The following is a 23,687-nucleotide window of genomic DNA, read 5'->3' as shown; positions in this document are numbered from 1 at the left end:
CTCAAGACAAACAGCAAAATTCTAAGCAAGAGGATTCTTCTCAAAACAAGCAGCAAAATTCTAAACAAGAGGATTCTTCTCAAGACAAGCAGCAAAATTCTAAACAAGAGGATTCTTCTCAAGACAAACAGCAAAGTTCTAAGCAAGACAATCCTTCTCAAGACAAACAGCAAAATTCTAAGCAAGAGGATTCTTCTCAAAACAAGCAGCAAAATTCTAAACAAGAGGATTCTTCTCAAGACAAGCAGCAAAGCTCTGGAAGTAACAGCATTTATGACTTTAGTAAGCCAAAAAAGGACCGCATTCATTCTCTACAAGACTTAATAACGAAGCTAAAAAAGTCTAGTGATTTTATTAATTATCATACATCTGACGATGAAACGATGCCTTACTGGATTTCTTACTATCGCCCTTCACTTGATGGGGAGAAATTACAAAAATATTTAATGCCTACTCTTTTAGAACGACCATGCGCTTCACTAGAAGAGCTGAAAGAACATATTCCGATGAGTGGTATTACAATTACGAACGACTTACAAAAAATTGAGGACATGGTTTTAAAGGGACATGCGATTATTCAATTGAACCAACAAGATCAAAAATGTATGCTTGCAAACATTGCAATTGATAATTATCGTGCACCAACTCCTCCATTAAACGAATCAACCGTTATCGGGCCACAAGAAGGATTCGTAGAAGATATTGATACGAATATTAATTTAGTACGAAAACGCCTTCCTGTTTTAGATTTAAACACAAAAGAAATGATTATCGGTGAGTTTTCAAAAACAAAAGTTGTCATGATGTATTTAGACAACCTAGCTGAAAAAGATAATGTAGATTTTCTAGAGGAATCATTACGCGCTCTTGAATATGATCAAATTAATGATAGTGCTTATATACAAGAATTAATGGGTGAAAAGTCAATTTTCCCTCTCTATATAAATACAGAACGCACTGATAGAGTCACAAAAGCACTTATTGATGGGAAAATCGCTATTTTTGTTGATGGTTCTCCGAGTGTCCTATTAACACCTGTATCATATTTCGATTTTTTCATTTCACCAGAAGACTATAACGTTTCTTGGCTATACGCTACATTCTCAAGGATTTTAAGATTGATCGCTGTTCTATTCTCAATTTGTGCAACTCCATTATACGTTGCAGTTTTGAATTATCATTATGAATTAGTTCCGAGTGACTTACTTGAAACATTGATTTTATCAAGGGCTCAAGTACCATTTCCCCCTTTAATAGAAGCACTTTTCTTGGAACTTGCGATTGATTTATTAAGAGAAGCTGGAGCAAGGTTACCTATGAAGGTCGGACAAACGCTCGGTATTGTAGGCGGTATCGTAATCGGGCAAGCGTCCGTGCAAGCTGGTTTAACGAGTAATATTTTATTAATTATCGTTGCCTTATCAGCGTTAGCTTCCTTTATTACGCCCATTTATAAAATGGGTAACGCCGTTCGTTTACTACGTTTCCCATTTCTCGCATTTGCAGAAATAGGTGGGCTCTTCGGTATATCTCTTGGATTTATCTTTTTATTTACCCATTTGTTTAGACTTACTTCTTTACGTAAGCCGTACGCTCTCTTTTATCCAACGAGACAACAATCCTTTAAAGATTCTTGGATTCGTTTTCCATTAACAATGATTGATACTCGAGATGTTCAAGCAAGACCGCAACACGTAAAGAAAGCAACTAATGGAATTTCTACGAAACATACGTCAGATTTTGATGATTAAGAAATGAGGTGCATCGATGAGTAAAATTAAAGCCGAACACCAAATATCACCCGTCTTCGTTTTCTTTTTAATTCACGGTGCACAATTTGGTGCTGGTGTTCTCGGATTTGCCCGAATTATTGCGAAAGCAGCAGGATACGATGGCTGGATAGGTGTCCTTCTCACAGGAATCATCATTCATATTCTCCTATGGATGATGTATTTCTTGTTAAAAGAAACAAACGGAAATTTAATTGATTTACAGCGACAAACGTTTGGAAAATGGCTAGGAAACGGCATTAATCTCATCTTTATAGCCTATTTTTTAACTGTTAGTATTTCAGTCATTCGAACATACGTTGAAATTATTCAAGTATGGATGTTTCCTACCGCTTCAACTTTTATGTTAACACTCTGTTTATGCCTAGTTAGCTATTACATTATTTCCTCTGGTTTTCGCGTAATTACTGGCATTTGTGTCATCTCAGTTGGCGGTACATTGGGATATTTATTGCTTAGCCTATTCGTTTTGAAATACTCACATTGGTCTAATTTACTACCTATGTTCACACATTCTTTTTCAGATATTTTAAAAGCCGCCAATCTGTCAATCTACAGTATGACAGGGTTTGAAATTTATCTCATGGTTTATCCATTTGTGAAAAATCCGAAACAATCTCATAAATTCGCTCAATACGGAGCTTTATTTTCAAATCTTCTATATTTATTTAGTACCCTTTTAGCCTTTGCATTTTTTAGTGAGAAACAATTATTAAAAACGATATGGTCACAACTTTCTATGACCCAGGTAATCCAATTACCATTCATTGAAAGACTAGAATATATTGCAATTTCCGCTTATGCACTCGTTATTGTTACGAGTTTTATCCTTCCGTTATGGGCAGCAACAAGAGGAACACACGAAATATTTCGTGTAAAACAAAGAGGTGTTTTAATTGCTTTTATGCTCATTACCCTCATTATTTCACAGCTTTTAACGAACAGACATGATATTAACGATTTTATTAGTAATGCATCAAGGATTAGTTTTTGGCTTATATACATATACATCCCAATTCTATTTATTATTGTGTGGGTGAAAAGAAAATGGAAAAAATCAAAAGAAAATTAATGCTTCTTTCTTGTATCAGCGTCCTTAGTCTAACTGGTTGCTTACAAAAAAATATTATCGATGATGTTAACCTAATTCAAGGGACTGTTTTTGATACAGCAAAAGATAATAAAGTAAAAGTCACATTCGTTTGTCCTATACAGAAAAAAGGGAATAAAGTTCAAGTCTTTGAAGGAGTAGGAAACGCAGTAAAACAAGTAAAAGCGGATACTTCTTTAGAATCCTCTCAACCGTTTGCAAGCGGACAAATGCGTATTGCTTTATTTACTACAAAAATTGCTAAAAAAGGGTTATCAACTTCCTTTGACACGTTAATTCGTGATGTGAACATCGGGAACTCAATGTATGTCGGTCTATTAGAAGGAACTGGAATGGACTTACTAAAAGGTAAATATACAACATCATCTAACGTTGCCATTTATATAAAGAAAATGTTAGACCATAATATGCAAACAGGCCCTTTACCTACTGACAATCTACATTTAGGAGCTTATCGATATTATCGTGAAGGCCAAGATTCCTATTTACCAATTCTCAAAAAAGATAAAGATAAAATAAAAATTACTGGCATCGGCCTTTTAAAAGGAGATAAATATATTGGCAAAATTAATTATCATGATATGTTTGCCTTTAAAGGCTTATTGGAAAAACACCGATTAGATTCACATGAATTTAAAGCAAACTCTGGATACACAATCATTAATAATATTCGCTCCGTCCCTAATTACCAAGTAAATATTAAAGACGGAAAACCATCATTTTTTATACACGTCAAACTAGAAGCGCGTATTCAAGAAATATCTAAACAGTTCAACTTAGACAATAAAAAGAACACAAAAAAAATAGAAAAATCAGTTGAAAAACAATTAGATGCAACAGCTAACAAACTAATTAAACAGTTTAAATCTTTAAATGTGGATCCGCTCGGCCTTGGTGCAAGATACAAAGAACATTATCGCTCATTCAAATTAGAAGAGTGGAGAAAAATGTACAAAGATGTTCCCATTACAATAAAATACACAGTTAACATTACAAATTCTGGCGTAATTGAATGATAATGATTGAACTCCTCCCTCCGGCATGATACAACGGAGAGAGGAGTTTTTCATTACCAAATATAGAGAGAAAAGATATTTACGGGGGAGCTTATGTCTAAAAAATTAGTAAAACCTATTTTAAATGGTATTTTATTTCTCGGCGTCTTTTTATTTGCTCATACATACTTAAAAAATGTTTCTTTCACACGTTATTTACTTGTCGTTATACCAATGCTACTCATCGGAATGTTTGGCATCGATCTTATTTTATCCATTTTAATTAAGAAAGAAGAATAACGAGCGAACATCTTATTTCTCATAAGATGTTCTTTTTATTTAATAACTACCTTATGTTACAATAAAGTGAAACTTTAATCAGTGGGGATTTTGTCCATTCCCCGCTGATTATTAGCCTTCACCAATCGGGCTTTTACGGGCAGTTATCTCCCACCTCGCTTCCTCGCATTTGCGACTTTTGAGGTGGGAGTCTTACTGCCCGTTAATGCGGGATAAACTTCGGCATAACGTAAGAAAGGATGAAACAACATGACAAACGAAAAAGGTTTAGATAAAGGATACGAACTTGTTGCAAAAATGCATGAAGAGTTCGGACATCCTGTGACAAGTACTCCAACAAAACTAACAGAAGAGCGTGCAAAAATTCGTGCTAGCTTTATGCAAGAAGAGTTAGAAGAATTTCTAGAAGCAACAACTGTTGAAGATCAATATGATGCACTTATTGACCTTATTTACTTTGCATTCGGAACGTTTGCAGAAATGGGCGTACGTCCAGATAAAGGATTTGAAATTGTAAACAATGCTAACATGGCAAAACTATTCCCTGATGGAAAGCCTCGATTCCGCGAGGGCGATGGCAAAATTATGAAGCCAGAAGGATGGCAAGCACCGGAACCACAACTTCGTGCGGAAATCGAACGTCAGCGCCAAGAAGCTGAAAAAAACTGCTAGGATCTCCTAGCAGTTTTTTATTATGTCTTTTTTCCTGCAATTCATTAATGACCCACGTGTCCCGCGTGTCCTGCTGCTCCTGCAGTACCAGCTGCTGCTCCTGCTGCAGTCCCTGCTCCAATTCCACCTGCCCAAGGCTGTTGTTGCTGCTGATATTGCTGATATTGCTGTTGACCTTGGTGTTGCTGCTGACCATGCTGATGCTGTTGACCATGATGTTGATGTTGACCTTGGTGATGCTGTTGACCTTGGTGGTGATGTTGACCATGGTGGTGATGTTGACCGTGGTGACCATGCTGCTGACCTTGATGAGTTTGATAAAGGACAGCCTGCGGATGAGCTTGGTGATGACCTTGGTGATGTACTTGTTGCTGATGGTGGCCTTGGTGATGCTGTTGACCATGGTGGTGATGTTGACCATGGTGGTGATGTTGACCGTGGTGGTGATGTTGACCGTGGTGATCATGCTGCTGACCTTGATGAGTTTGATAAAGAACAGCCTGCGGATGAATTTGGTGATGGCCTTGGTGATGTACTTGTTGTTGATGATGACCGTGATGCTGTTGATGGCCATGATGTTGATGGCCATGATGCTGTTGATGACCGTGATGCTGTTGATGACCGTGATGCTGTTGATGGCCATGATGTTGATGATGACCGTGGTGCACATGATGACCATGAACACCTTGAGGGAAGCCGCCGATTCCACCAGCTACAACACCAACGCCAGGTACAGGAAATCCTGTTTGTACGCCTCCAACGAAAGATGGGAATGTAGTTGGCATACCTACAGGAACTCCACCCTGTGCTCCCCCTACAAATGTTGGGAAGCCTGTTTGTGCTCCGGCTACCGACGTTGGAAATCCTCCCATTCCCCCCGGAAAGCCTGTTTGTGCTCCAGCTACTGATGTTGGAAACCCTCCCATTCCCCCTGGAAAGCCTGTTTGTGCTCCAGCTACTGATGTTGGAAATCCTCCCATTCCCCCTGGAAAGCCTCCTCCTGCTCCTCCCATCCACATTGGGATTTCTCCATATCCTTGCTGTCCAGCGCCCCCCATTAACATCATCTGTGCATAACCGTCTTCCTCACCTACCATAAAGCCATGCGGTGCATTATTATCCATTCCTTTCATTACTTTCACCTCTTCTTCTCATTTAGCCTACCTTTTTTATCATATTTTCTATAGAAGAATAGGTGTTTGTCTATATGGGAATTCCGCGCTTTTTTATTTGTTCTCCATTCGTGTCAAAAGCAATTAACTGATTATTCACTCTAAAAGGAGGGCGTTGTATTGATGATCATAACGAAGGCTGAAATAACTGATTTAGATTCAATCGGAGATATAGATGTCGCTGTAATCGGAGACGATAGTAGACGAAATTATATTAAACACGCTATCGATGAAGGAAACTGCATAATTGCAAAAGAAGACAATTCCATTTTTGGTTTTCTAACATACGATACAAATTTCTTTCGTTATACTTTCCTCTCATTAATCATTGTTTCGCCAACGAAAAGAAGACAAGGTCATGCAAGCTCATTAATCTCATATACGTTAAGGCATTCTCCTACTCAAAAAATATTCTCTTCAACGAACGAACCGAATACAAATATGCAAAAAGTTTTTAAAACGAATGGATTTATGCGTAGTGGAATGATCGAAAACTTAAATGAAGGTGATCCAGAGATTATTTTTCACATAAAAAAGCTCAGAGCATAAACGCTCTGAGCTTTTATTAATAATTAATTAGTTTGCAACAACGTTAACAAGTTTTCCAGGAACAACAATTACTTTACGAACTGTTTTCCCTTCAATTTGTTCTTTGATTTCCTCAAGTGCAAGTTGTTCCATTTCTTCTTTTGATGCGTCTTTACTCATTGTTAATTTTGCACGAACTTTGCCCATAATTTGAACAACGATTTCAACTTCATCTTCTACAAGTTTAGACTCATCAAATGTTGGCCAGCTTGCATATGTGATTGTTTCATTGTATCCAAGCTTGCTCCATAGTTCTTCCCCGATGTGAGGTGCAACTGGTGCAATCATTTTTACGAAACCTTCTACATATTCTTTCGGAAGTGTTTCAGCTTTGTATGCATCGTTGATGAATACCATCATTTGAGAAATCGCTGTGTTGAAGCGAAGCTCTGCATAGTCTTCTGTTACTTTCTTCACTGTTTGGTGGTAAGCTTTTTCAAGCTCTTTATTTGGTGCATCAGTAATTTTCTCACTTAATTCACCATTATCTTGAATGAATAGGCGCCATACGCGGTCTAGGAAACGACGAGCTCCGTCAAGACCATTTTCAGACCAAGCGATTGAAGCATCTAATGGTCCCATGAACATTTCGTATAGACGAAGTGTATCTGCACCGTGGCTTGCTACAATATCATCCGGGTTTACAACGTTACCTTTTGATTTACTCATTTTCTCGTTGTTTTCACCTAAGATCATACCTTGGTTGAATAATTGTTGGAACGGTTCTTTCGTTGGAACTACACCGATATCATATAATACTTTATGCCAGAAACGAGCATATAGTAAGTGAAGTACAGCGTGCTCTGCTCCGCCGATATAAATATCAACTGGAAGCCATTGTTTTACTTTTTCAGGATCTACAAGTGCTTCGCTGTTGTTTGGATCGATGTAGCGTAGGTAGTACCAGCAGCTACCAGCCCATTGTGGCATTGTATTTGTTTCACGACGACCTTTTTTACCAGTTTCAGGATCAACAACATTTACCCACTCTTCAATATTTGCAAGTGGTGACTCACCTGTACCTGAAGGGCGAATGTTCTCTGTTTTTGGAAGAACTAATGGTAATTCTTCTTCTTTCACAGCTGTCATTGTGCCATCTTCCCAATGGATTACTGGAATTGGCTCACCCCAGTAACGTTGACGGCTAAATAACCAGTCACGTAGACGGTACGTTACTTTTTGATTTCCTGCACTTGTTACTTCAAGCCATTCAATCATTTTCACAATTGCTTCTTCTTTATTTAATCCATCAAGGAATGCTGAGTTTACGTGTGCACCATCACCTGTGTACACTTCTTTCGTAATATCTCCGCCTTTTACAACTTCTTTCATTGGAAGATTGAATACTGATGCGAATTCATAATCACGCTCATCGTGAGCTGGAACTGCCATTACAGCACCTGTTCCGTAAGTTGCAAGAACGTAATCAGCGATCCAGATTGGTAATTTCTCACCGTTTACTGGGTTAACTGCGTAAGCACCAGTGAATACACCAGTTTTCTCTTTCGCAAGTTCTGTACGCTCTAAATCGCTCTTCATTTTAACAGAGTTAATGTAAGCTTCTACAGCTTCTTTTTGATCTGCTGTTGTAATTTCTGCAACAAGTGCATGTTCCGGAGCAAGTACACAGTATGTTGCACCAAATAGTGTATCAGGACGCGTTGTGAAAACTGTGAACTTCTCATCTGTACCCTCGATGTTGAAGTGTACTTCTGCACCTTCAGAACGACCGATCCAGTTACGTTGCATGTCTTTTAAGCTTTCTGGCCAATTAAGCTCATCTAGATCTTCTAATAGACGATCTCCGTAAGCTGTAATTTTTAACATCCACTGTCTCATCGGACGACGCTCAACTGGATGTCCACCACGCTCACTCTTACCGTCAATGATTTCTTCGTTTGCAAGTACTGTACCAAGTGCTGGGCACCAGTTTACAGGTACTTCATCAACGTAAGCTAAACCTTTTTCAAATAGTTTTAGGAAGATCCATTGTGTCCACTTGTAGTAGGTTGGATCTGTTGTATTTACTTCACGATCCCAATCGTAAGAGAAGCCTAATGCTTTAATTTGATTACGGAACGTATTAATATTAAGCTCTGTAAATTCTGCCGGGCTGTTTCCAGTATCAAGTGCATATTGCTCTGCTGGAAGACCGAATGCATCCCATCCCATTGGATGAAGAACGTTATATCCTTGCATACGCTTCATACGAGATAAAATATCTGTCGCTGTATAACCTTCTGGATGACCTACGTGTAAGCCTGCACCTGATGGATATGGGAACATATCTAGCGCATAAAATTTTGGTTTTTCTGTCTCATCTGGCGTACGGAATGTTTTATTCTCTTCCCAATGACCTTGCCACTTCTTCTCAATTTCTTGATGATTAAAGCTCATGAGATACCCTCCTTGAAATTCTATTTATTTTCACCGCCCAAAATACAAAAAACCTCTCATCCCTAGAAAGGGACGAGAGGTTATAGATTCCCGCGGTACCACCCTAAATTAATGTAATAAATACATTCGCTTAGATCCGTAACGTGGATTAACGGCAATTGCTACTAATGATTTCACAACTGCAACTCAAAGGCGAGTTCATAACGAAACGTGGATTGACTTGCACCGACCGTCAACTCTCTAAACCAGCTTCTATTACTACTACTCCTTCTCACTGTTATTACAAATATGAGTTAATTAAATATATTCTAAAACATGTTGCATGTTCCGTCAAACTAAACTGCAATTTTTTCTTCAACTGTTTCTTCTACTTTTACTCGTCTATCATAAATACTCGTTGCTATAAGCGCTACTACAAGCATTACCATGATCGCTATAAACAATACTTCCATATTGTATATATCAACAATTGCTCCGCCAACGACTGGTCCGAACATTTTCCCTACAGTCGCCGCACTATTTACGACCCCTTGATAAAATCCTAACTTATCTTTCGGTGCAAGTATATTTGCAATGGTCGGAACTGCTGGCCATACGAATAATTCACCAATTGTTAATGTCACCATCGCAACGAGGAACATCGTAAATTGCTCCGCTTGGCTTAACACAATGAATGACGCCGCAAAAATGATAATTCCAATCATAATTTGTTGCTTTAAAGAACGCTTCATCCAGCGAATTAGCATACTAACGAGCGGCTGCGCACAAACAATCATCGCTCCGTTTATCGTCCATAATAAACTATAGTGACGAAGGCTAATATTTAATTCTTGCATATGCGTTGCAATTGCACCTTGCCACTGTACGTATGTAACCCAGCATAAAGCATATGCTACACACACAATAAGAAGTGCTTTGAATCCAGGTGTAAGCGTCCACCCTTTTTTCGTTTCGATTTCCTTTTGCACTCCTGGCTCTTTTTTGTCTTCCATACCATGGAATCCAATAAAAGCAATTAAGAAAAAAACAAAGTATAAAATAAAGTTCGCTAAGAAAATATAATCAAAACGATAAGACGCAACTAATCCACCGCACGCTGTTCCAATAGCAATACCAACATTTTGTCCAACATACATCGCATTAAACGCTCTTCGTCCGCCTTCTGGCCAAACCGTCCCAACCATCGCATACATCGATGGAAACACCATTCCAGAACCGAAGCCGATTAATGCTAACCACACAACATATAACGGCCATCCGTGGAAGAACACAAGACCTAAAATCGATACGAGTGTAATGACAATCCCTACTAAAATTGATTTATAACCGCCCCATTTATCAAATAAAACACCGCCGAGTAAGTTTCCGATTACACCAGTAAGCGAGTTAATCATTAATACCATTCCGGCCACTGATAAAGATTTCCCTAAACTATCATGTAAGTAAATTGTATTAAAAGGCCATAAAAAAGAAGCACCCGTGACATTAATAATCATCCCAGCTACTAATAGCCATACTTTCCTTGGCATAGTCTCCCCTCCTATTCTCTTTTTTTCGTTCATATATATAACAGTAAAATTGTAGTCGTTTTTAAATAGGAAGGCAACTGATTAATAGTTGATGAAATTCAGATAATAGCACAAAGACGATTAGAATGTATTCTAATCGTCTTTGTAAAATATTAATCTATAAATAATGGAATCGTTCCCTCGCGAAAGGTTATCCAACTTCCTTTTTACGTTTTGCACTTTCTTTAGCACTCCATTTAAATATTTTGTCTAGTAGAGAGTATATTCTCCCAGACTCCTTCGTTAATAATGGCCCTAACGACGCCAATATTAAAACATATAAAGCTGAGAATGGTTTAATCGTTGCCATTAAGCCACCCGCTATTCCGAGATTCGCGACAATAATGGAGAATTCCCCACGTGATATAAGTGTTAAACCGATATTCGTAGAAGCCTTATGCGATAACCCGGCTTTACGCCCTGCAATCATTCCAGCTGTAAAATTACCGATGAGAGTAATGAAAACTGCTCCTAATGCCAACCATACTGCTCCTCCAAGCGAAAACGGATCTATACTTAAACCGAAGCTGAAGAAAAATATAGCTCCAAAGAAATCACGAAACGGAACAACGAGATGCTCGATTCGATCACTATGCTCTGTTTCTGAAAAGACGAGTCCTAACAATAAAGCCCCAATCGCTTCCGCAACATGAATTGTTTCTGAAAATCCTGCTACAAAGAATAAAATAGCGAATATTACGATAATAAAAATTTCGTTTGACGAAATATCTAATACTTTATTTAGGAACGGCGTAGCTTTTCTAGCGATTACAAAGAATAGTAACATATATCCTACTGCGATTAACACGGATGTAAGAGCACCTACAAATGATGTTGCACCTCCGAGTACTAATCCTGAAACAACTGATAAATATACAGCTAAAAAGATATCATCAAACATAATGATTCCTAAAATTAGTTCTGTCTCTTTATTACCAGTTCTTCTTAAATCAACGATTACTTTCGCTACAATTGCACTCGATGAGATTGTAATAATTCCAGCAATAATTAATGTTTCTAGTAAGGGGAAGCCCATTATATATCCATAAAGTAAACCTAATATGAAATTAAGCGATATATGAACACTACCCCCAAAAGCAATCGACTTTCCTGATTTAATTAATTTTTTTATTGAGAATTCTAAGCCTAAGTAGAATAGGAGGAATATGACGCCAACACGGCCGAGGAAGGAAATAACTTCTCCGCTTTCAATAAACCTTAAATCGATAAGTCCTAAATCTGGGGCATGAGGCCCCACTAGCATACCGAGTATAATGAGAAACGGAATAATCGAAAACTTTAACTTTGCAGCGAGGATAGCTGCAAAAGCTACTAATACTAGCGCAGTTCCAACTTCAAAAATTAAAGTATCCATCGATTACGAATCACCTCCTGCTGAAAGTAATTCCTTAATGATTCTTTTCACTTCATGTCTTTCGCCCGATAATACGAGCATATCACCAGCATCAATAATTGAATCTGGGCCTGGATTAAAGAACTTCTTCATATTCTTTTTCAAAATAGCAATGATTGTTACGTTATATGTTTTTCTAACACTTAAACTACCAATTGTTTTCTGAACCACTGGTGCGTTATTTTCTATTTTAAACCACTCAATTGATAATCCTTCAAAAGCCATTTCAATTGTATCTAAAGCTTGTGGTCTATATACCATTCCGCCTAATATAGCCGCAATTTGTCTTGCTTCAGAATCGCGAAGAGAAATGCTTGAAATACTCTCATCATGATCGGCATCAAAATGATACATTTCCCTTCTTCCATCATCGTGAATAACAATAACCATTTTTTCATTACCTTTTGTTATCACTTCAAATTTACATCCAATGCCCGGTAGTTCACTCTCTCTAATATTCATATTCCCGCCTCCTAATTTTTTTTAGTTACGGCTCTTTCCTTTTACAAATCTACATCAATCTCTGTTTTAAACTTTTCATCTTTTGATATCCCTAAATACTTGAGCGTTTCTGATGGGGTCGCGTGATGAAAATGTTTTTGCAACAGCGCGATTGCTATTCCTCTTTTATACGCATGAAATCCAAACGTTTTTCGCATAGAATTCGTTCCAATCTTACCAAGTATCCCAACCGCTTCAGCTGCACTATGAATAACACGATAAGCTTGTTGGCGCGAAATTGAATTTGTTGTTTTATTAGATTGAAATACATAATTTTCTCTTTGAATATCAAAAGATTGTACGTACGCTAAAAGCGCTTCTTTTACTTTTGTATTTAAATAAATATCTTGTTTAAATTTTTCATCTTTCACAGGAAGAGAATAAAACTCTTTAGCAGTTCCATCTTCATTTAATACATCTTCGAATTTAATGCTCAGTAGTTCAGTAATTTTTAAACCCGTGTTAATTCCAATAACGAATAAAAGATAATCTCGCTGGGAATGCTCTTTCAAATATTTTTTCATAGCCTCAATTTGGCTTATATCTTTTAATGCCTCTACAACTTCCATACATGTATTCTCCTCATCTTATGAACGGTAATTTTCTCATCATGTTGTCCATTTTACCTTATCATGCTATGGGAATTCCATGTATTATCCATTTCCTTTTAAATTTTTTACGCTATACAATTGGAGCGATATACTTTAATGCACCTAAAAATTCTGGATATTTATGATTTGGAAACTTACTATTGTAAAAATACGTTGCGGTTAGAAAAATAACGAGGGATAAAAATGAAAATAGTAAAACTTCTTTGGACCTTAGCGCTATACCTATAACTTCAAATAAAGATCCATCTTCTTTCTGCAAGTTAGATTCCTCCTTTCAGTTCCTGCTACTTTATACATTCAGTTTATGTTACTTAATTATATTCTATAACACAATTAAGTAACATATCAACGTTTTTTATTATTTTTTCTGAAAATAATAAAAATACCGAGCACCCCCTGCTCGGTATTTTCGTTATTAATCTTCTTTTGGAAGAACAATTCCTTTATACAATTGAACTGTAATGAAGTAGTAAATTGCATAAATGACTACGAAAATTACAATCGGTACCCAAATACGGAAATACGGATCAACTAAAATGAAACCGAAAATATTCATACCAACTAATACGTGAGCAATACCCACAATTGCCGGGAATAGGAATACTAAGAATAACTCTTTATAAATAGATTTTGTTAATAATTCACGGCGCACACCGATTTTACGAAGCATTTGATAACGCGTAATATCTTTTGATGCACCAGAAAGAATTTTAAACATTAAGCAACTTGCCATCATCGCTAAGAAAGCAATTCCAAGGAAGAAGCCCATAAACACTGTTCCACTCGCAACACCGTAGAACATATCGTAAGCTTGATATTTACTGTTCATTCTTTCAGCCGTTACATTTTTATATTTATCTAGCTGCAACTCGTCAAGTTTTTTCCATTCTTTTGTGTATGTTAAAAAGTCATCTGTTTTTCCGATAAATGCTATACTTTCTTTACCATTTATCCCATCGTACATTTTTTGATCCACAATTTTAATTGCATGATCTTCGTATATATAATATGGCTGGATTGTACTAAAAGCATCAACCCATTCTCCTGGAAGTTCTTTAGCGTTCGCATCTTTTTCATTCATTTCTCTAGAAACTGCACCTACTGGTAGTTCCTCTGAAACTTTTTTCGTATTTACTAAATCCTTCATCGATTCCATATTTGCCATATCTTTTACTAAAGGACGATTGTTCTCTAAATCTTCTTTTACATAGTAAACGTATTTATCGTCAACTTTGTAACGATATTCATTTTTCTCTTTAAATGGAATACCATCTAAAATTTTCTTCTCTTCAGCTGTAGGATTATGAACAACTGAATCATATATTACTAAACCATCGACCATTTTTATAACGTTATTTTTAAACGCCATACCACCTGAAATTGCACCAGCTCCAAGAGCAACTAACATAGCTACTGTCGCAAGCACTTTCGTTAAACTATTAATACGGAAGTTTAATTGTGCAAATGTAAAAGCGTTAAGTCCTTTTTCACTACGTTTTTTATTACTTTTTAACTTTTTAATAGTAACTGGAAGAAGCGATCCAAACAGCATGTAAGTACCAGCTGTTGTTGTAATTAATGCTATTATAATTCCCATTTCTTTTAGTTTGTCCATATAAATCATTGATGCATAGCCAATGCCTAATAAAATAACCGCAAGGAATGCAACTAAACCTGTCATTTTTCCTTTTACTGCAACACGTTCTGTTTGTGCATCTGCATGTACAAGTTGCAGTACAGAAATACGCGATAACTTAATACTGTTCATAATTGCTGATAATACAAATAGTGCAAAGAAGAAGATGCAAGTAACAGTCATAGATGGCAGATAAAATGCTTTATAGCCTTCACCCGCAAATTCGAGTTGTTTCATTAATAACTGACCGATACCTTCTGCAAGTCCTACACCAACTGTAAGTCCAATCGCAAGAGACGCAGCACCTAATACGATTGTTTCAATAAACATAAGTAATGTAACTTTATGCTTTTTTGCTCCTAACATCATATACATACCAAACTCTTTTTGACGAAGAGATAATAAGAAAGAGTTCGCATATAAAATATAGAAGAAGGTTATTATTGCTAATAAAAATGAACCTGCTTGGAATACAAATCCGATAGACTTAATCACTGAATTAGATTCAATAAACGCTTTATTCAGCGCTAACGTTTGGAACATATAAAAAATTGAAATCGACATGACAAGACCGACAAGTAAGACGATATAATCTTTCAGCTTACTTTTTAGCCCTGACATGGAAAGTTTGAATAACATGCCAAAGTCTCCTTTCTTACGCTTTTTGTGTGCCTAAGTCTGCAAGCACATCTAAAATTTCTTTATAAAACTCTTCACGTGTACCACCGCGATGAATTTCTTTATATAGCTCACCATCTTGAATGAATAAAATACGCTGACAGTAACTTGCACTATATGGATCATGCGTAACCATCATAATAGATACGCCTTGTTCTTCATTTAAGTTTGTCATCGCATCAAGTAAACTTGCTGCATTTTTAGAATCAAGAGCTCCTGTTGGCTCGTCCCCTAAAATAATTGCAGGCTCATGCACTAAAGCGCGCGCTGCTGCCGAACGCTGTTTCTGTCCACCAGATACTTCAGTTGGATACTTTTGAAGTATCTCTGAAATTCCTAACATATCCGCTACTTTCTCTACTTTCGGACCAATATTACGTGACGAGACACCTTGAAGTGAAAGTGGAAGTGCAATGTTCTCATAAATAGATAAGTTCTCTAATAAGTTGAAGTCTTGGAAGATGAATCCTAACTTTTGTGAGCGGAAATCAGAAAGCTCACCTTGCTTCATTTTCGTAATATCCGTTCCTGCAATTTCAACAACGCCACCTGTCGCCTTATCAAGCGTTGAAATTACATTTAACAATGTCGTTTTACCAGAACCAGAAGGTCCCATAATGCCAACAAACTCACCCTCTTGAATTGAGAATGAAACACCTTTTAACGCGTGTGATTGGTTCTCACCTTTTTTACCGTACACTTTTTGAACGTTTTTCACGTCTACAACTGGTTTCGTCATATATATCCTCCTACACTTGTTTTTCCATTACCTATTTTGCGCCTTTTGGAGGTGAACTGCTATTTATTAACATTACAATTACCTTACACTTTTGTAAGAAAAAAAACCGCTCATGTAAGCTCCGTCTTTTATTACCCTTAGCAAATGAAATGCTATTGGCGATTTTCAAAATATATCGATTCACTGACAATAGTAAAAGGCTGTTCCACTTGGAACAGCCCCTTCCTACTCTTATTTCTTTAAAGGTGTTACCGTCCAATACGTAATAACACGCCAGATCCATTCTAATGGACCCATTTTAAAGATTTTCATCCAAATCATACTGAAAATAATTTGAATGGCATAAATTGCGATACATACATATAACGTTTGCATATATGTTAAATTACCTGCAAAGTTAAACACACTACCTGCAATTAAAATCATTGCAGTTTGTCCGATATAATTTGTTAAAGCCATACGGCCGTAGTACTTCAGTGGTGCTAACAATGTTTGAACTGGTTTTAATTGAAGTAATAAAATTAATGCTCCGACATAGAAAGCTGAAATTACTGGTCCAACTGTAACACCAATTTTTAAAAATTGGCCTGCAGCATCCATTGTCCCATCCTCATTCATGAGTATCATATTTACAAATGAATTAGCAGGAACATGCCCATATTGATACCATAAAGCTACCACACTTAAAACAAACATAACGCCTGTAAAAATAGCCACTTGTTTTATTTTCGCTGAAAGATTTTCAAATACTTTGTACTGTCCTGCAGCAAGACCTAATAAAATTAAACCTACAGGTAATAATTCCTTAGCTGCCATAATACTAAAAGTCACTGTAAGAATAAGACCGATTACTAAATTTATTTGCTTCTTCACTTTATAAAACGGCAAAGTGACTAATCCACAAACTGCGTATAATGCTAGTGCTTCCCCCGGCTGAAACATTTGATGAATCAAACCAAAAATAAATAGTGCAACTAAACGACGTAAAAATAGAACATATCCATTTTTCCCTTTCGCAATTGCTCTTGTAATGAAGATATAGAATCCTACTCCAAATAAGAAGGAAAAGATTGAGAAGAAACGACCTTCTACAAATAAGTATAGAAACCTTTGATAACTTGCATCTACTGTATTAGGATCTGGAATTTTAATATTAAGTAGTGCAAGAATATTTACTAAAATAATCCCCAGTAATGCGAAGCCACGAATGTAATCTAACTCATCAATTCGTTTGTTTGTAATATTGTTCCCCATAATGCAACTCCTTGTCCTAAATTAAATCCTCTCTTACTTTACTGGAAAAGTAAGCTTACAACTATCGACAAACCTTACAGAAATCTTAAATTATTGTCATATAGTAAAATATAAAATCAGTGTGGAAGCAGTCCATCTCGCACTAATCGGACGTTTGCAGAGCAAAATAAAACCAGGTCATATTGCGACCTGGTTTACTCTGATTGCTTCGATTTTTGAGGTTGTCCTTTTTTACTATTACGCTGTTTCACTTGAACAACCGGATCAAGTTCATTTGAAAATTCAGCGTTATGTCCATTTTGTGTTTTTTGCTCTGGATTATTTTGATCTGAACGTTTCGCCATTACATTCACTCCTTATTAGTGCGGTGTAATAATCATTTGATGTTGCAGTTGGCGAATTGCCATACGTGCTCTATTTAACTGTTCGCGTTGCTCATCATTCGCATGTTGTTGCATCGTTTGTAAATCATTATATGCTTGCTCTAATTGCAACTGCGCATCTGAATACTCCATCGTATTGTAATGCTCTTGTTTCATACCTTGGTCTAATTGTTCTTTCGCATATTCCACCGCTTGTTCCGCTTGTGTAATATACGATTCAAGTGATTGACGCTCTGCCATAATTGTCCCTCCTTGCTTCAATTCCCCTTTAGTGTGTCCCTTCCATCTGAACCTTATGAGTATGTTATAATGGATTTTGTTTCATCCCGCTATTTGCGGGCAGTAAGACCCCCCACCTCAAAATTTGGATGAAACAAAAAAGATAGGTGGGAGCCCTGCTGCCCGTAAACGCCCGATTGGTGAGGGCTAATAATCAGTGGGAATGGACAAAACACCCCACTGATTAAAGTTTCACTTTATTTTGACTCGTCTTAGGAGGGAAAGTAATGAAGGTTCAAAACCCTTTTCCATATACAAACGACAATAAACGTTATCATACATGGAATTACCACTTACGAAATGAATTTGGTGAAAAAATCTTTAAAGTTTCATTAGATGCTGGCTTCGATTGCCCGAACCGTGACGGTACAGTTGCTTACGGAGGCTGTACATTTTGCAGTGCTGCTGGATCTGGTGACTTCGCTGGCGATCGCCGCGATGATGTTATAAAGCAATATCATGAAATGAAAGAAAAAATGCGCTCAAAGTGGAAAGACGGAAAATGTATCGCTTATTTCCAGGCGTACACAAATACACATGCTCCACTTGAAGTGTTAAAAGAAAAATTCGAACCGCTTCTAGCAGAAAAAGACGTTGTCGGTCTTTCTATCGCAACTCGTCCAGATTGCTTACCTGACGATGTCGTTGAATATTTAGCGGACTTAAATAAACGCACGTACCTTTGGGTCGAGCTCGGACTACAAACTGTTCACGAACGTACTGCAAATCTTATTAATCGTGCTCATGATTATCCATCTTATGTGGAAGGCGTAAATAAATTACGCAAACACGGCATTAGAGTTTGCTCTCATATTATTAACGGTCTGCCCCTTGAAGATTACGACATGATGATGGAAACAACTCGTGAAGTTGCAAAACTTGACGTACAAGGAATTAAAATTCATTTGCTTCATTTATTAAAAGGAACGCCAATGGTAAAGCAATATGAAAAAGGACAACTAGAATTCCTTTCTCTTGAAGATTACGTAAGTCTCGTTGTTGACCAACTTGAAATTATTCCAGAAGACGTAATTGTGCACCGCATCACAGGTGACGGTCCACCTGATTTAATGATTGGCCCAATGTGGAGCTTAAATAAATGGGAAGTATTAAATTCCATCGATGCAGAATTTGTACGCCGCGGAAGCTGGCAAGGAAAATATGCAAATGAGGAGAAACAAAAATGAAATTAGAACGTGTATTACCGTTTGCTCGCTCGCTGCTGCAAACGGCAGTAAAAGAAGGCGATTACGCAGTAGATGCAACGCTTGGCAATGGACATGACACTTGCTTCCTAGCTGAAATCGTTGGGGATAACGGAAAAGTATTTGGATTTGATATTCAAAAAGAAGCAATCGAAAGCTCTACGATCCGCCTAAAAGAAAAAGAACTTTTCGAACGCACTGTTTTAGTTCACGACAGTCACGACACACTCTTATCCGTACTACCAGAAGACGCAACAGGAAAAGTAACAGGCGCAATCTTCAACTTAGGTTACCTTCCTGGCGGTGACAAACATATCGTCACAAAACCGAACTCAACACTCTCGGCTATCGAACAATTACTAGGCGTAATGGCACCGGAAGGTATCATCGTCCTTGTTATTTATCACGGTCATCCAGAAGGACAAGTAGAACGCGACGCTGTTCTCAAATTTGCAGAAGAACTAGATCAAAAACAAGCTCACGTTTTACGATACGGCTTCATTAACCAGCAAAATAACCCGCCATTTATTGTGGCGATTGAGAAACGATAATATATCAACGATTTTGCCGATATATCGATTCTTCGACAAAATATATCAAAAAAAGACGTGCACTCATTGCACGTCTTTTTCTTATTCTCCTATATAATGGATGTATACAATATTTGAAGAAAGAAGGATAGAACTTTGCTAGTAGAACTAAGGGGAATTCAAAAGAAGTACGGCAAATCACTCATACTAGACAACATCGATTTATCCATTCCCGAAGGAGAAGCACTCGCTATTATTGGCGGGAACGGAACTGGAAAAAGCACTTTGCTCAAAATAATTGCAGGTTTTATTTCACCTACGGCAGGGACACTTCAAAGAATAGAACATATACAAATCGGTTATGTACCTGAGCATTTTCCTGAAGGGATTCGTTTTACATTAGAGGATTATTTATATCATCTCGGCCACATTCATGGTTTATCAACAAAATACTTAAGAAATAAAATTCCGATGCTCCTTGAATCTTTTCACTTACATCACGCAAGGCATTCCGTTGTACGAAACTTTTCAAAAGGTATGAAACAAAAAACAGGTATTATGCAAGCATTACTTACGGACGTCCATTTATTAATTTTAGATGAACCCCTTTCTGGGCTCGATCCTAACTCTCAGCAAGAACTAGAGCATATTTTGCTCTCACTAAAACAACAAGGCATATCTGTACTCTTCACATGTCACGAAAAACAATTACTAGAAAACTTCGCCGATAGAATTGTGACGCTAGCTAATCATACAATTACGGAAGATACCTTTGTGCAAAAATCAACAGAACAAGTCTATATTGAGGCAATCGTTCACGAAACATTTTCAGCAATAGAACTACAACAACAATCCGGATTTATACATGTTACACACAATTCAAATCAAAACCTCATTCAATTACATATCGAAAAAGATTATACAAACGACATACTTCAGTTTTTATTACATAAAAAAGCATCTATCACACTGCTACAACCTAATTTTTAAATCGAAAGAAGGTTTATTATGTTTGCGCTTATTCGTTATCATTTTCTCGATTACACAAAATCGTATAAGTACATTCCTCCTATTGTGATGTACTTTGTAAGCTTACTTTTTGTATATACATATAAGCCGGCTCCTATTGTACCGACATATTTAGAAACAGCACTTGCACTTTATTTATTATCTGCCTGGATTACGGTCACGATTTTTCATACTGAAGACCCTGTGCAGGAACAAATCACTATTTCACATACAAATAATATTTCGGCATTATACGTTGGTAAATATATTACGGCTCTTCTCATTTGTACTGTATTATCTTTTATATCCATAATCTATCCAATTTTTCTGCAAATGTTTAATGAAAAAATGACAGCTTCTTTATTTCTAGTCGGATTTCTCGCCCACATGTCTTTCTCTATACTAGGAATTTCAATCGCAACATTATTTACAAGAAATATTATGCAAAAAGCAAGCACAGCTTGGCTTAGTCTTACATTTATATTACTTATAACGATCGCCTCAATTCGGTTCAAAAAAGAGTTACTATGGTTTTTACCACCTGTCGAAAGCTTTCTAATGCTTGGACAATACAAATATAATATACTTACTCACACTTTATGGCTCACAGCTTGGGCTATCGTCTATTCATTTTTATTACTTACTTTATTTCTTGTTCTCATTCGCAAAAAACGTTTTTAATTACATATTAAAGGAGACGAAACAATGATCGGAATACTAGCAGGAATGGGGCCAAAATCAACTGGACCATTCGTCGATACAGTTGTAGCACACTGCCAAATAACATACGGAGCAAAGCATGATATGGACTTTCCTCATATGATACTTTATTCGTGCCCAACACCGTTTTATATGGATCGTCCTATTGATCATGCGGCGATGAAAAAAGCGATTATTGAAGGAGCACAAAAACTTGAAAGTACTGGCGTAGACTTCATTGCTATGCCGTGTAATACAGCACATCTTTATTTCGAGGAATTACAGTGTTCCATCTCCATTCCTATTTTGAATATAGTCGATGAGACGTTACAAACAATTCCTGAAAATACAAAAAGAGTTGCTCTTCTCGCAACAGAAGCAACTGTTCAAGCTGGTATTTACCAAGACGGGATTGCAAAGCGCAATATAGAGTACATTCATAATGAAAAATGGCAAGAAATGATCAATCAAATTATTACTTGTATTAAATCTGGAGAAGTTGAAGAAGCTCGTAAATTATGGAGTGTACTTGTTTTACAGTTGAAAGATGAAGTAGATACCGCTATTATCGCATGTACTGATTTGAATGTCGTGGCGAGTGAGGACTTTGTCGATTCCGCCCAATGTCTTGCTCAGGCAGTTGTTAAAATGTACTTATCAAATACAAAGTGATCTTCATAAGCATAGAAAACATCCCTTTTGAAATGTGTTTTATGTTTGATAAAAATCCCCAAAACTTTTAACTTTCTTCACAATTCTTTCAAATTAATCACACTTAATCTCGCTATATTAAATAAGTAGTTATTCATATAGGGAAGGTTAGGGGAACTGAAGTATGAAACAAAATCGTTCGCTTCATTACATTTTTTGGAGGTGGCATTTTTACGCTGGGCTTTTTATTACACCACTTCTTATTACTTTATCACTTAGCGGTATTGGGTATTTATTTCGGGAAGAAGTTGAAGATTTCATCTATAAAGATCTATATTTTGGGAAGAGCTCCCAAACTGAATCTATTTCGATGTCTGATTCGCTTTTCTTAACAGAGAAAAAATATCCACATTATAGTGTGGCGAAAATTAGTGAGTTTAATGGGGATTATAATACGAGGCTTACAATCGCAAATGAATATACAGGAAAGCAAAAATATGTGTATTTAGATAGCAATAATCAAATTGTTGGGGATCAAAATGCAAGTGAAACGTTTGCGAATATAATGCGGGAATTACATAGTTCCCTTTTAGTTGGTGGTACTGTCGTCAACTATATTGTAGAACTCGCGGCGTGCTGGACAATCTTTTTAATTGTGACTGGGTTGTATATGAGTATACGCCAATTTAAAAACACACCGTCATCCAATAAGCGAGAAAAAGCAAAACGACGTCATTCTATTATCGGCATTATATTTACAATTCCTCTCGTTCTGCTAGTCGCATCTGGGTTGCCATGGTCAGGATTTATGGGCAACCAAATTTATAAAATTGCAGCGTCAAATGAATCGCTCGGATATCCAAAATTGTATATGGTACCACCTGAATCAAAAGTAAAAGAATTGCCATGGGCAACAAGAAAAGAAGCTCCTCCTGAATCTAATTCAAATGAGCCAAAAGCAATTTCAGTTGATGAATTACAAAAAGGCATTGAAATAAAAAAGCCATACGTTATCTCACTACCGACTGATCCAAAAGGTGTATTCACTGTTTCGAAATCGAGCGGTTCTGGTATTACGGGTATGCACGTGGCACCAAATGAAGAAATAACAGCTTACTTTGATCAATATAACGGAGAACTAATTTCAAAAACGGACTATCGTGATTATGGATTATTTGCACAATGGTTCACTTACGGTATCCCGCTTCATGAAGGACATTTATTCGGATGGCCTAATAAAATATTATGCTTACTAACGACGTTATCTTTATTACTTCTCATCTATTACGGAGTAAAAATGTGGTTAGCAAGAAAACCGAAAGGCAAATTAGCTGCACCTCCTAAACAAAGAGATAAGAAAAGCACATTCGTTTTCATTATCATGATGGTTATACTGGGCGCTGTCATGCCTTTATTCGGACTATCTGTTTTAGTTATTTTCGCAATTGAACTTCTCATATACGTATTTTCCAAAATACGATCATAATAAAAAAACCACTCTATTTG

General features: G+C 36.9%; 24 protein-coding genes and 1 other annotated feature. Of the genes, 12 read left to right on the top strand and 12 right to left on the bottom strand.

Going from position 1 to position 23,687, the window contains the following annotated elements; all coding sequences use genetic code 11:
* The 5 genes from ACFVQC_RS00860 to ACFVQC_RS00840 form a co-directional block, all read left to right on the top strand.
* Nucleotides 1–1,751 (top strand): spore germination protein (locus ACFVQC_RS00860; RefSeq protein ID WP_377897211.1); only part of this gene is annotated, 1,751 nt, incomplete at its 5' end.
* A 16-nt stretch (nucleotides 1,752–1,767) separates the two neighbouring features.
* Nucleotides 1,768–2,862, top strand: coding sequence for a spore germination protein (locus tag ACFVQC_RS00855; protein WP_377890816.1), 1,095 nt, complete (start codon nucleotides 1,768–1,770; stop codon nucleotides 2,860–2,862).
* The gene (locus ACFVQC_RS00850; RefSeq protein WP_377890814.1) at nucleotides 2,838–3,917 is read left to right on the top strand and encodes a Ger(x)C family spore germination protein; all 1,080 of its coding nucleotides are present in this window, start codon (nucleotides 2,838–2,840) and stop codon (nucleotides 3,915–3,917) included. The genes ACFVQC_RS00855 and ACFVQC_RS00850 overlap by 25 nt, the downstream gene beginning before the upstream one ends.
* Nucleotides 3,918–4,010: 93 nt before the next feature.
* The gene (locus ACFVQC_RS00845; protein WP_000038778.1) at nucleotides 4,011–4,196 is read left to right on the top strand and encodes a hypothetical protein; all 186 of its coding nucleotides are present in this window, start codon (nucleotides 4,011–4,013) and stop codon (nucleotides 4,194–4,196) included.
* Between the two features lie 249 nt (nucleotides 4,197–4,445).
* Nucleotides 4,446–4,868: a pyrophosphohydrolase domain-containing protein gene (locus ACFVQC_RS00840; RefSeq protein ID WP_002034433.1), complete on the top strand. Its 423-nt coding sequence runs from the start codon at nucleotides 4,446–4,448 to the stop codon at nucleotides 4,866–4,868.
* A 44-nt stretch (nucleotides 4,869–4,912) separates the two neighbouring features.
* Here ACFVQC_RS00840 and ACFVQC_RS00835 read toward each other — a convergent pair whose 3' ends face one another.
* Entirely contained in the window at nucleotides 4,913–6,001 is a 1,089-nt protein-coding gene (locus ACFVQC_RS00835) for a VrrB protein (protein ID WP_377897209.1), read from the bottom strand.
* 162 nt (nucleotides 6,002–6,163) lie between these two features.
* On the opposite strand from ACFVQC_RS00835, the gene ACFVQC_RS00830 reads away from it, so the two are divergent.
* Nucleotides 6,164–6,589 (top strand): GNAT family N-acetyltransferase, encoded by a 426-nt coding sequence (locus ACFVQC_RS00830; protein ID WP_377898119.1) that lies wholly within the window; start codon nucleotides 6,164–6,166, stop codon nucleotides 6,587–6,589.
* 27 nt (nucleotides 6,590–6,616) lie between these two features.
* On the opposite strand, the gene leuS is transcribed toward ACFVQC_RS00830, so the two are convergent.
* The 11 genes from leuS to ACFVQC_RS00775 form a co-directional block, all read right to left on the bottom strand.
* Nucleotides 6,617–9,025 carry a leucine--tRNA ligase gene (gene leuS / locus ACFVQC_RS00825; RefSeq protein ID WP_215574017.1) on the bottom strand — a complete coding sequence of 803 codons (2,409 nt, stop codon included), beginning with the start codon at nucleotides 9,023–9,025 and terminating at the stop codon, nucleotides 6,617–6,619.
* Nucleotides 9,026–9,090: 65 nt separating this feature from the next.
* Nucleotides 9,091–9,309: a binding site (T-box leader), on the bottom strand.
* A 51-nt stretch (nucleotides 9,310–9,360) separates the two neighbouring features.
* A complete protein-coding gene (locus ACFVQC_RS00820; protein WP_377890811.1) occupies nucleotides 9,361–10,554 on the bottom strand; it encodes an MDR family MFS transporter in 1,194 nt (397 codons plus the stop codon).
* A 190-nt stretch (nucleotides 10,555–10,744) separates the two neighbouring features.
* Complete coding sequence (locus tag ACFVQC_RS00815; protein WP_016106407.1) at nucleotides 10,745–11,968, bottom strand: cation:proton antiporter; 1,224 nt, start codon at nucleotides 11,966–11,968, stop codon at nucleotides 10,745–10,747.
* Nucleotides 11,969–11,971: 3 nt separating this feature from the next.
* Nucleotides 11,972–12,469, bottom strand: a complete 498-nt coding sequence (locus ACFVQC_RS00810) for a cation:proton antiporter regulatory subunit (RefSeq protein WP_215574018.1) — start codon at nucleotides 12,467–12,469, stop codon at nucleotides 11,972–11,974.
* 41 nt (nucleotides 12,470–12,510) lie between these two features.
* Nucleotides 12,511–13,077, bottom strand: a complete 567-nt coding sequence (locus ACFVQC_RS00805) for a tyrosine-type recombinase/integrase (protein ID WP_377890808.1) — start codon at nucleotides 13,075–13,077, stop codon at nucleotides 12,511–12,513.
* A 112-nt stretch (nucleotides 13,078–13,189) separates the two neighbouring features.
* Entirely contained in the window at nucleotides 13,190–13,378 is a 189-nt protein-coding gene (locus ACFVQC_RS00800; protein WP_002067637.1) for a hypothetical protein, read from the bottom strand.
* 156 nt (nucleotides 13,379–13,534) lie between these two features.
* Nucleotides 13,535–15,394, bottom strand: coding sequence for an FtsX-like permease family protein (locus ACFVQC_RS00795; protein ID WP_377890805.1), 1,860 nt, complete (start codon nucleotides 15,392–15,394; stop codon nucleotides 13,535–13,537).
* A 16-nt stretch (nucleotides 15,395–15,410) separates the two neighbouring features.
* On the bottom strand, nucleotides 15,411–16,172 hold the full coding sequence (locus tag ACFVQC_RS00790; protein WP_002067633.1) for an ABC transporter ATP-binding protein: 762 nt from the start codon (nucleotides 16,170–16,172) through the stop codon (nucleotides 15,411–15,413).
* A gap of 231 nt (nucleotides 16,173–16,403) precedes the next feature.
* A complete protein-coding gene (locus tag ACFVQC_RS00785) occupies nucleotides 16,404–17,426 on the bottom strand; it encodes a DUF418 domain-containing protein (RefSeq protein ID WP_377897208.1) in 1,023 nt (340 codons plus the stop codon).
* 194 nt (nucleotides 17,427–17,620) lie between these two features.
* On the bottom strand, nucleotides 17,621–17,770 hold the full coding sequence (locus ACFVQC_RS00780; RefSeq protein WP_001129344.1) for a hypothetical protein: 150 nt from the start codon (nucleotides 17,768–17,770) through the stop codon (nucleotides 17,621–17,623).
* Nucleotides 17,771–17,785: 15 nt separating this feature from the next.
* Nucleotides 17,786–18,049: a YtzC family protein gene (locus ACFVQC_RS00775; protein ID WP_377890801.1), complete on the bottom strand. Its 264-nt coding sequence runs from the start codon at nucleotides 18,047–18,049 to the stop codon at nucleotides 17,786–17,788.
* A 266-nt stretch (nucleotides 18,050–18,315) separates the two neighbouring features.
* Here ACFVQC_RS00775 and mnmL point away from each other — a divergent pair, with 266 nt between their 5' ends.
* The 6 genes from mnmL (at nucleotide 18,316) to ACFVQC_RS00745 (ending at nucleotide 23,667) form a co-directional block, all read left to right on the top strand.
* On the top strand, nucleotides 18,316–19,275 hold the full coding sequence (gene mnmL / locus ACFVQC_RS00770; protein WP_078184672.1) for a tRNA modification radical SAM protein MnmL/YtqA: 960 nt from the start codon (nucleotides 18,316–18,318) through the stop codon (nucleotides 19,273–19,275).
* Nucleotides 19,272–19,844, top strand: a complete 573-nt coding sequence (gene mnmM / locus ACFVQC_RS00765) for a tRNA 5-(aminomethyl)-2-thiouridylate-methyltransferase MnmM (RefSeq protein WP_377890798.1) — start codon at nucleotides 19,272–19,274, stop codon at nucleotides 19,842–19,844. The genes mnmL and mnmM overlap by 4 nt, the downstream gene beginning before the upstream one ends.
* 135 nt (nucleotides 19,845–19,979) lie before the next feature.
* Nucleotides 19,980–20,813, top strand: coding sequence for an ABC transporter ATP-binding protein (locus ACFVQC_RS00760; RefSeq protein WP_377897206.1), 834 nt, complete (start codon nucleotides 19,980–19,982; stop codon nucleotides 20,811–20,813).
* An 18-nt stretch (nucleotides 20,814–20,831) separates the two neighbouring features.
* Nucleotides 20,832–21,512: an ABC transporter permease gene (locus ACFVQC_RS00755; protein ID WP_377897205.1), complete on the top strand. Its 681-nt coding sequence runs from the start codon at nucleotides 20,832–20,834 to the stop codon at nucleotides 21,510–21,512.
* 24 nt (nucleotides 21,513–21,536) lie between these two features.
* Entirely contained in the window at nucleotides 21,537–22,202 is a 666-nt protein-coding gene (locus ACFVQC_RS00750) for an aspartate/glutamate racemase family protein (protein WP_377897204.1), read from the top strand.
* Between the two features lie 163 nt (nucleotides 22,203–22,365).
* Entirely contained in the window at nucleotides 22,366–23,667 is a 1,302-nt protein-coding gene (locus tag ACFVQC_RS00745) for a PepSY-associated TM helix domain-containing protein (RefSeq protein ID WP_377897203.1), read from the top strand.
* The last annotated feature ends 20 nt before the right edge of the window (nucleotides 23,668–23,687 follow it).

Source organism: Bacillus sp. NPDC057893 (assembly GCF_042796455.1).
Classification (GTDB): domain Bacteria; phylum Bacillota; class Bacilli; order Bacillales; family Bacillaceae_G; genus Bacillus_A.
Note: the sequence above shows the minus strand (reverse complement) of the source record. Positions and strands in the feature narration are given on the sequence as shown.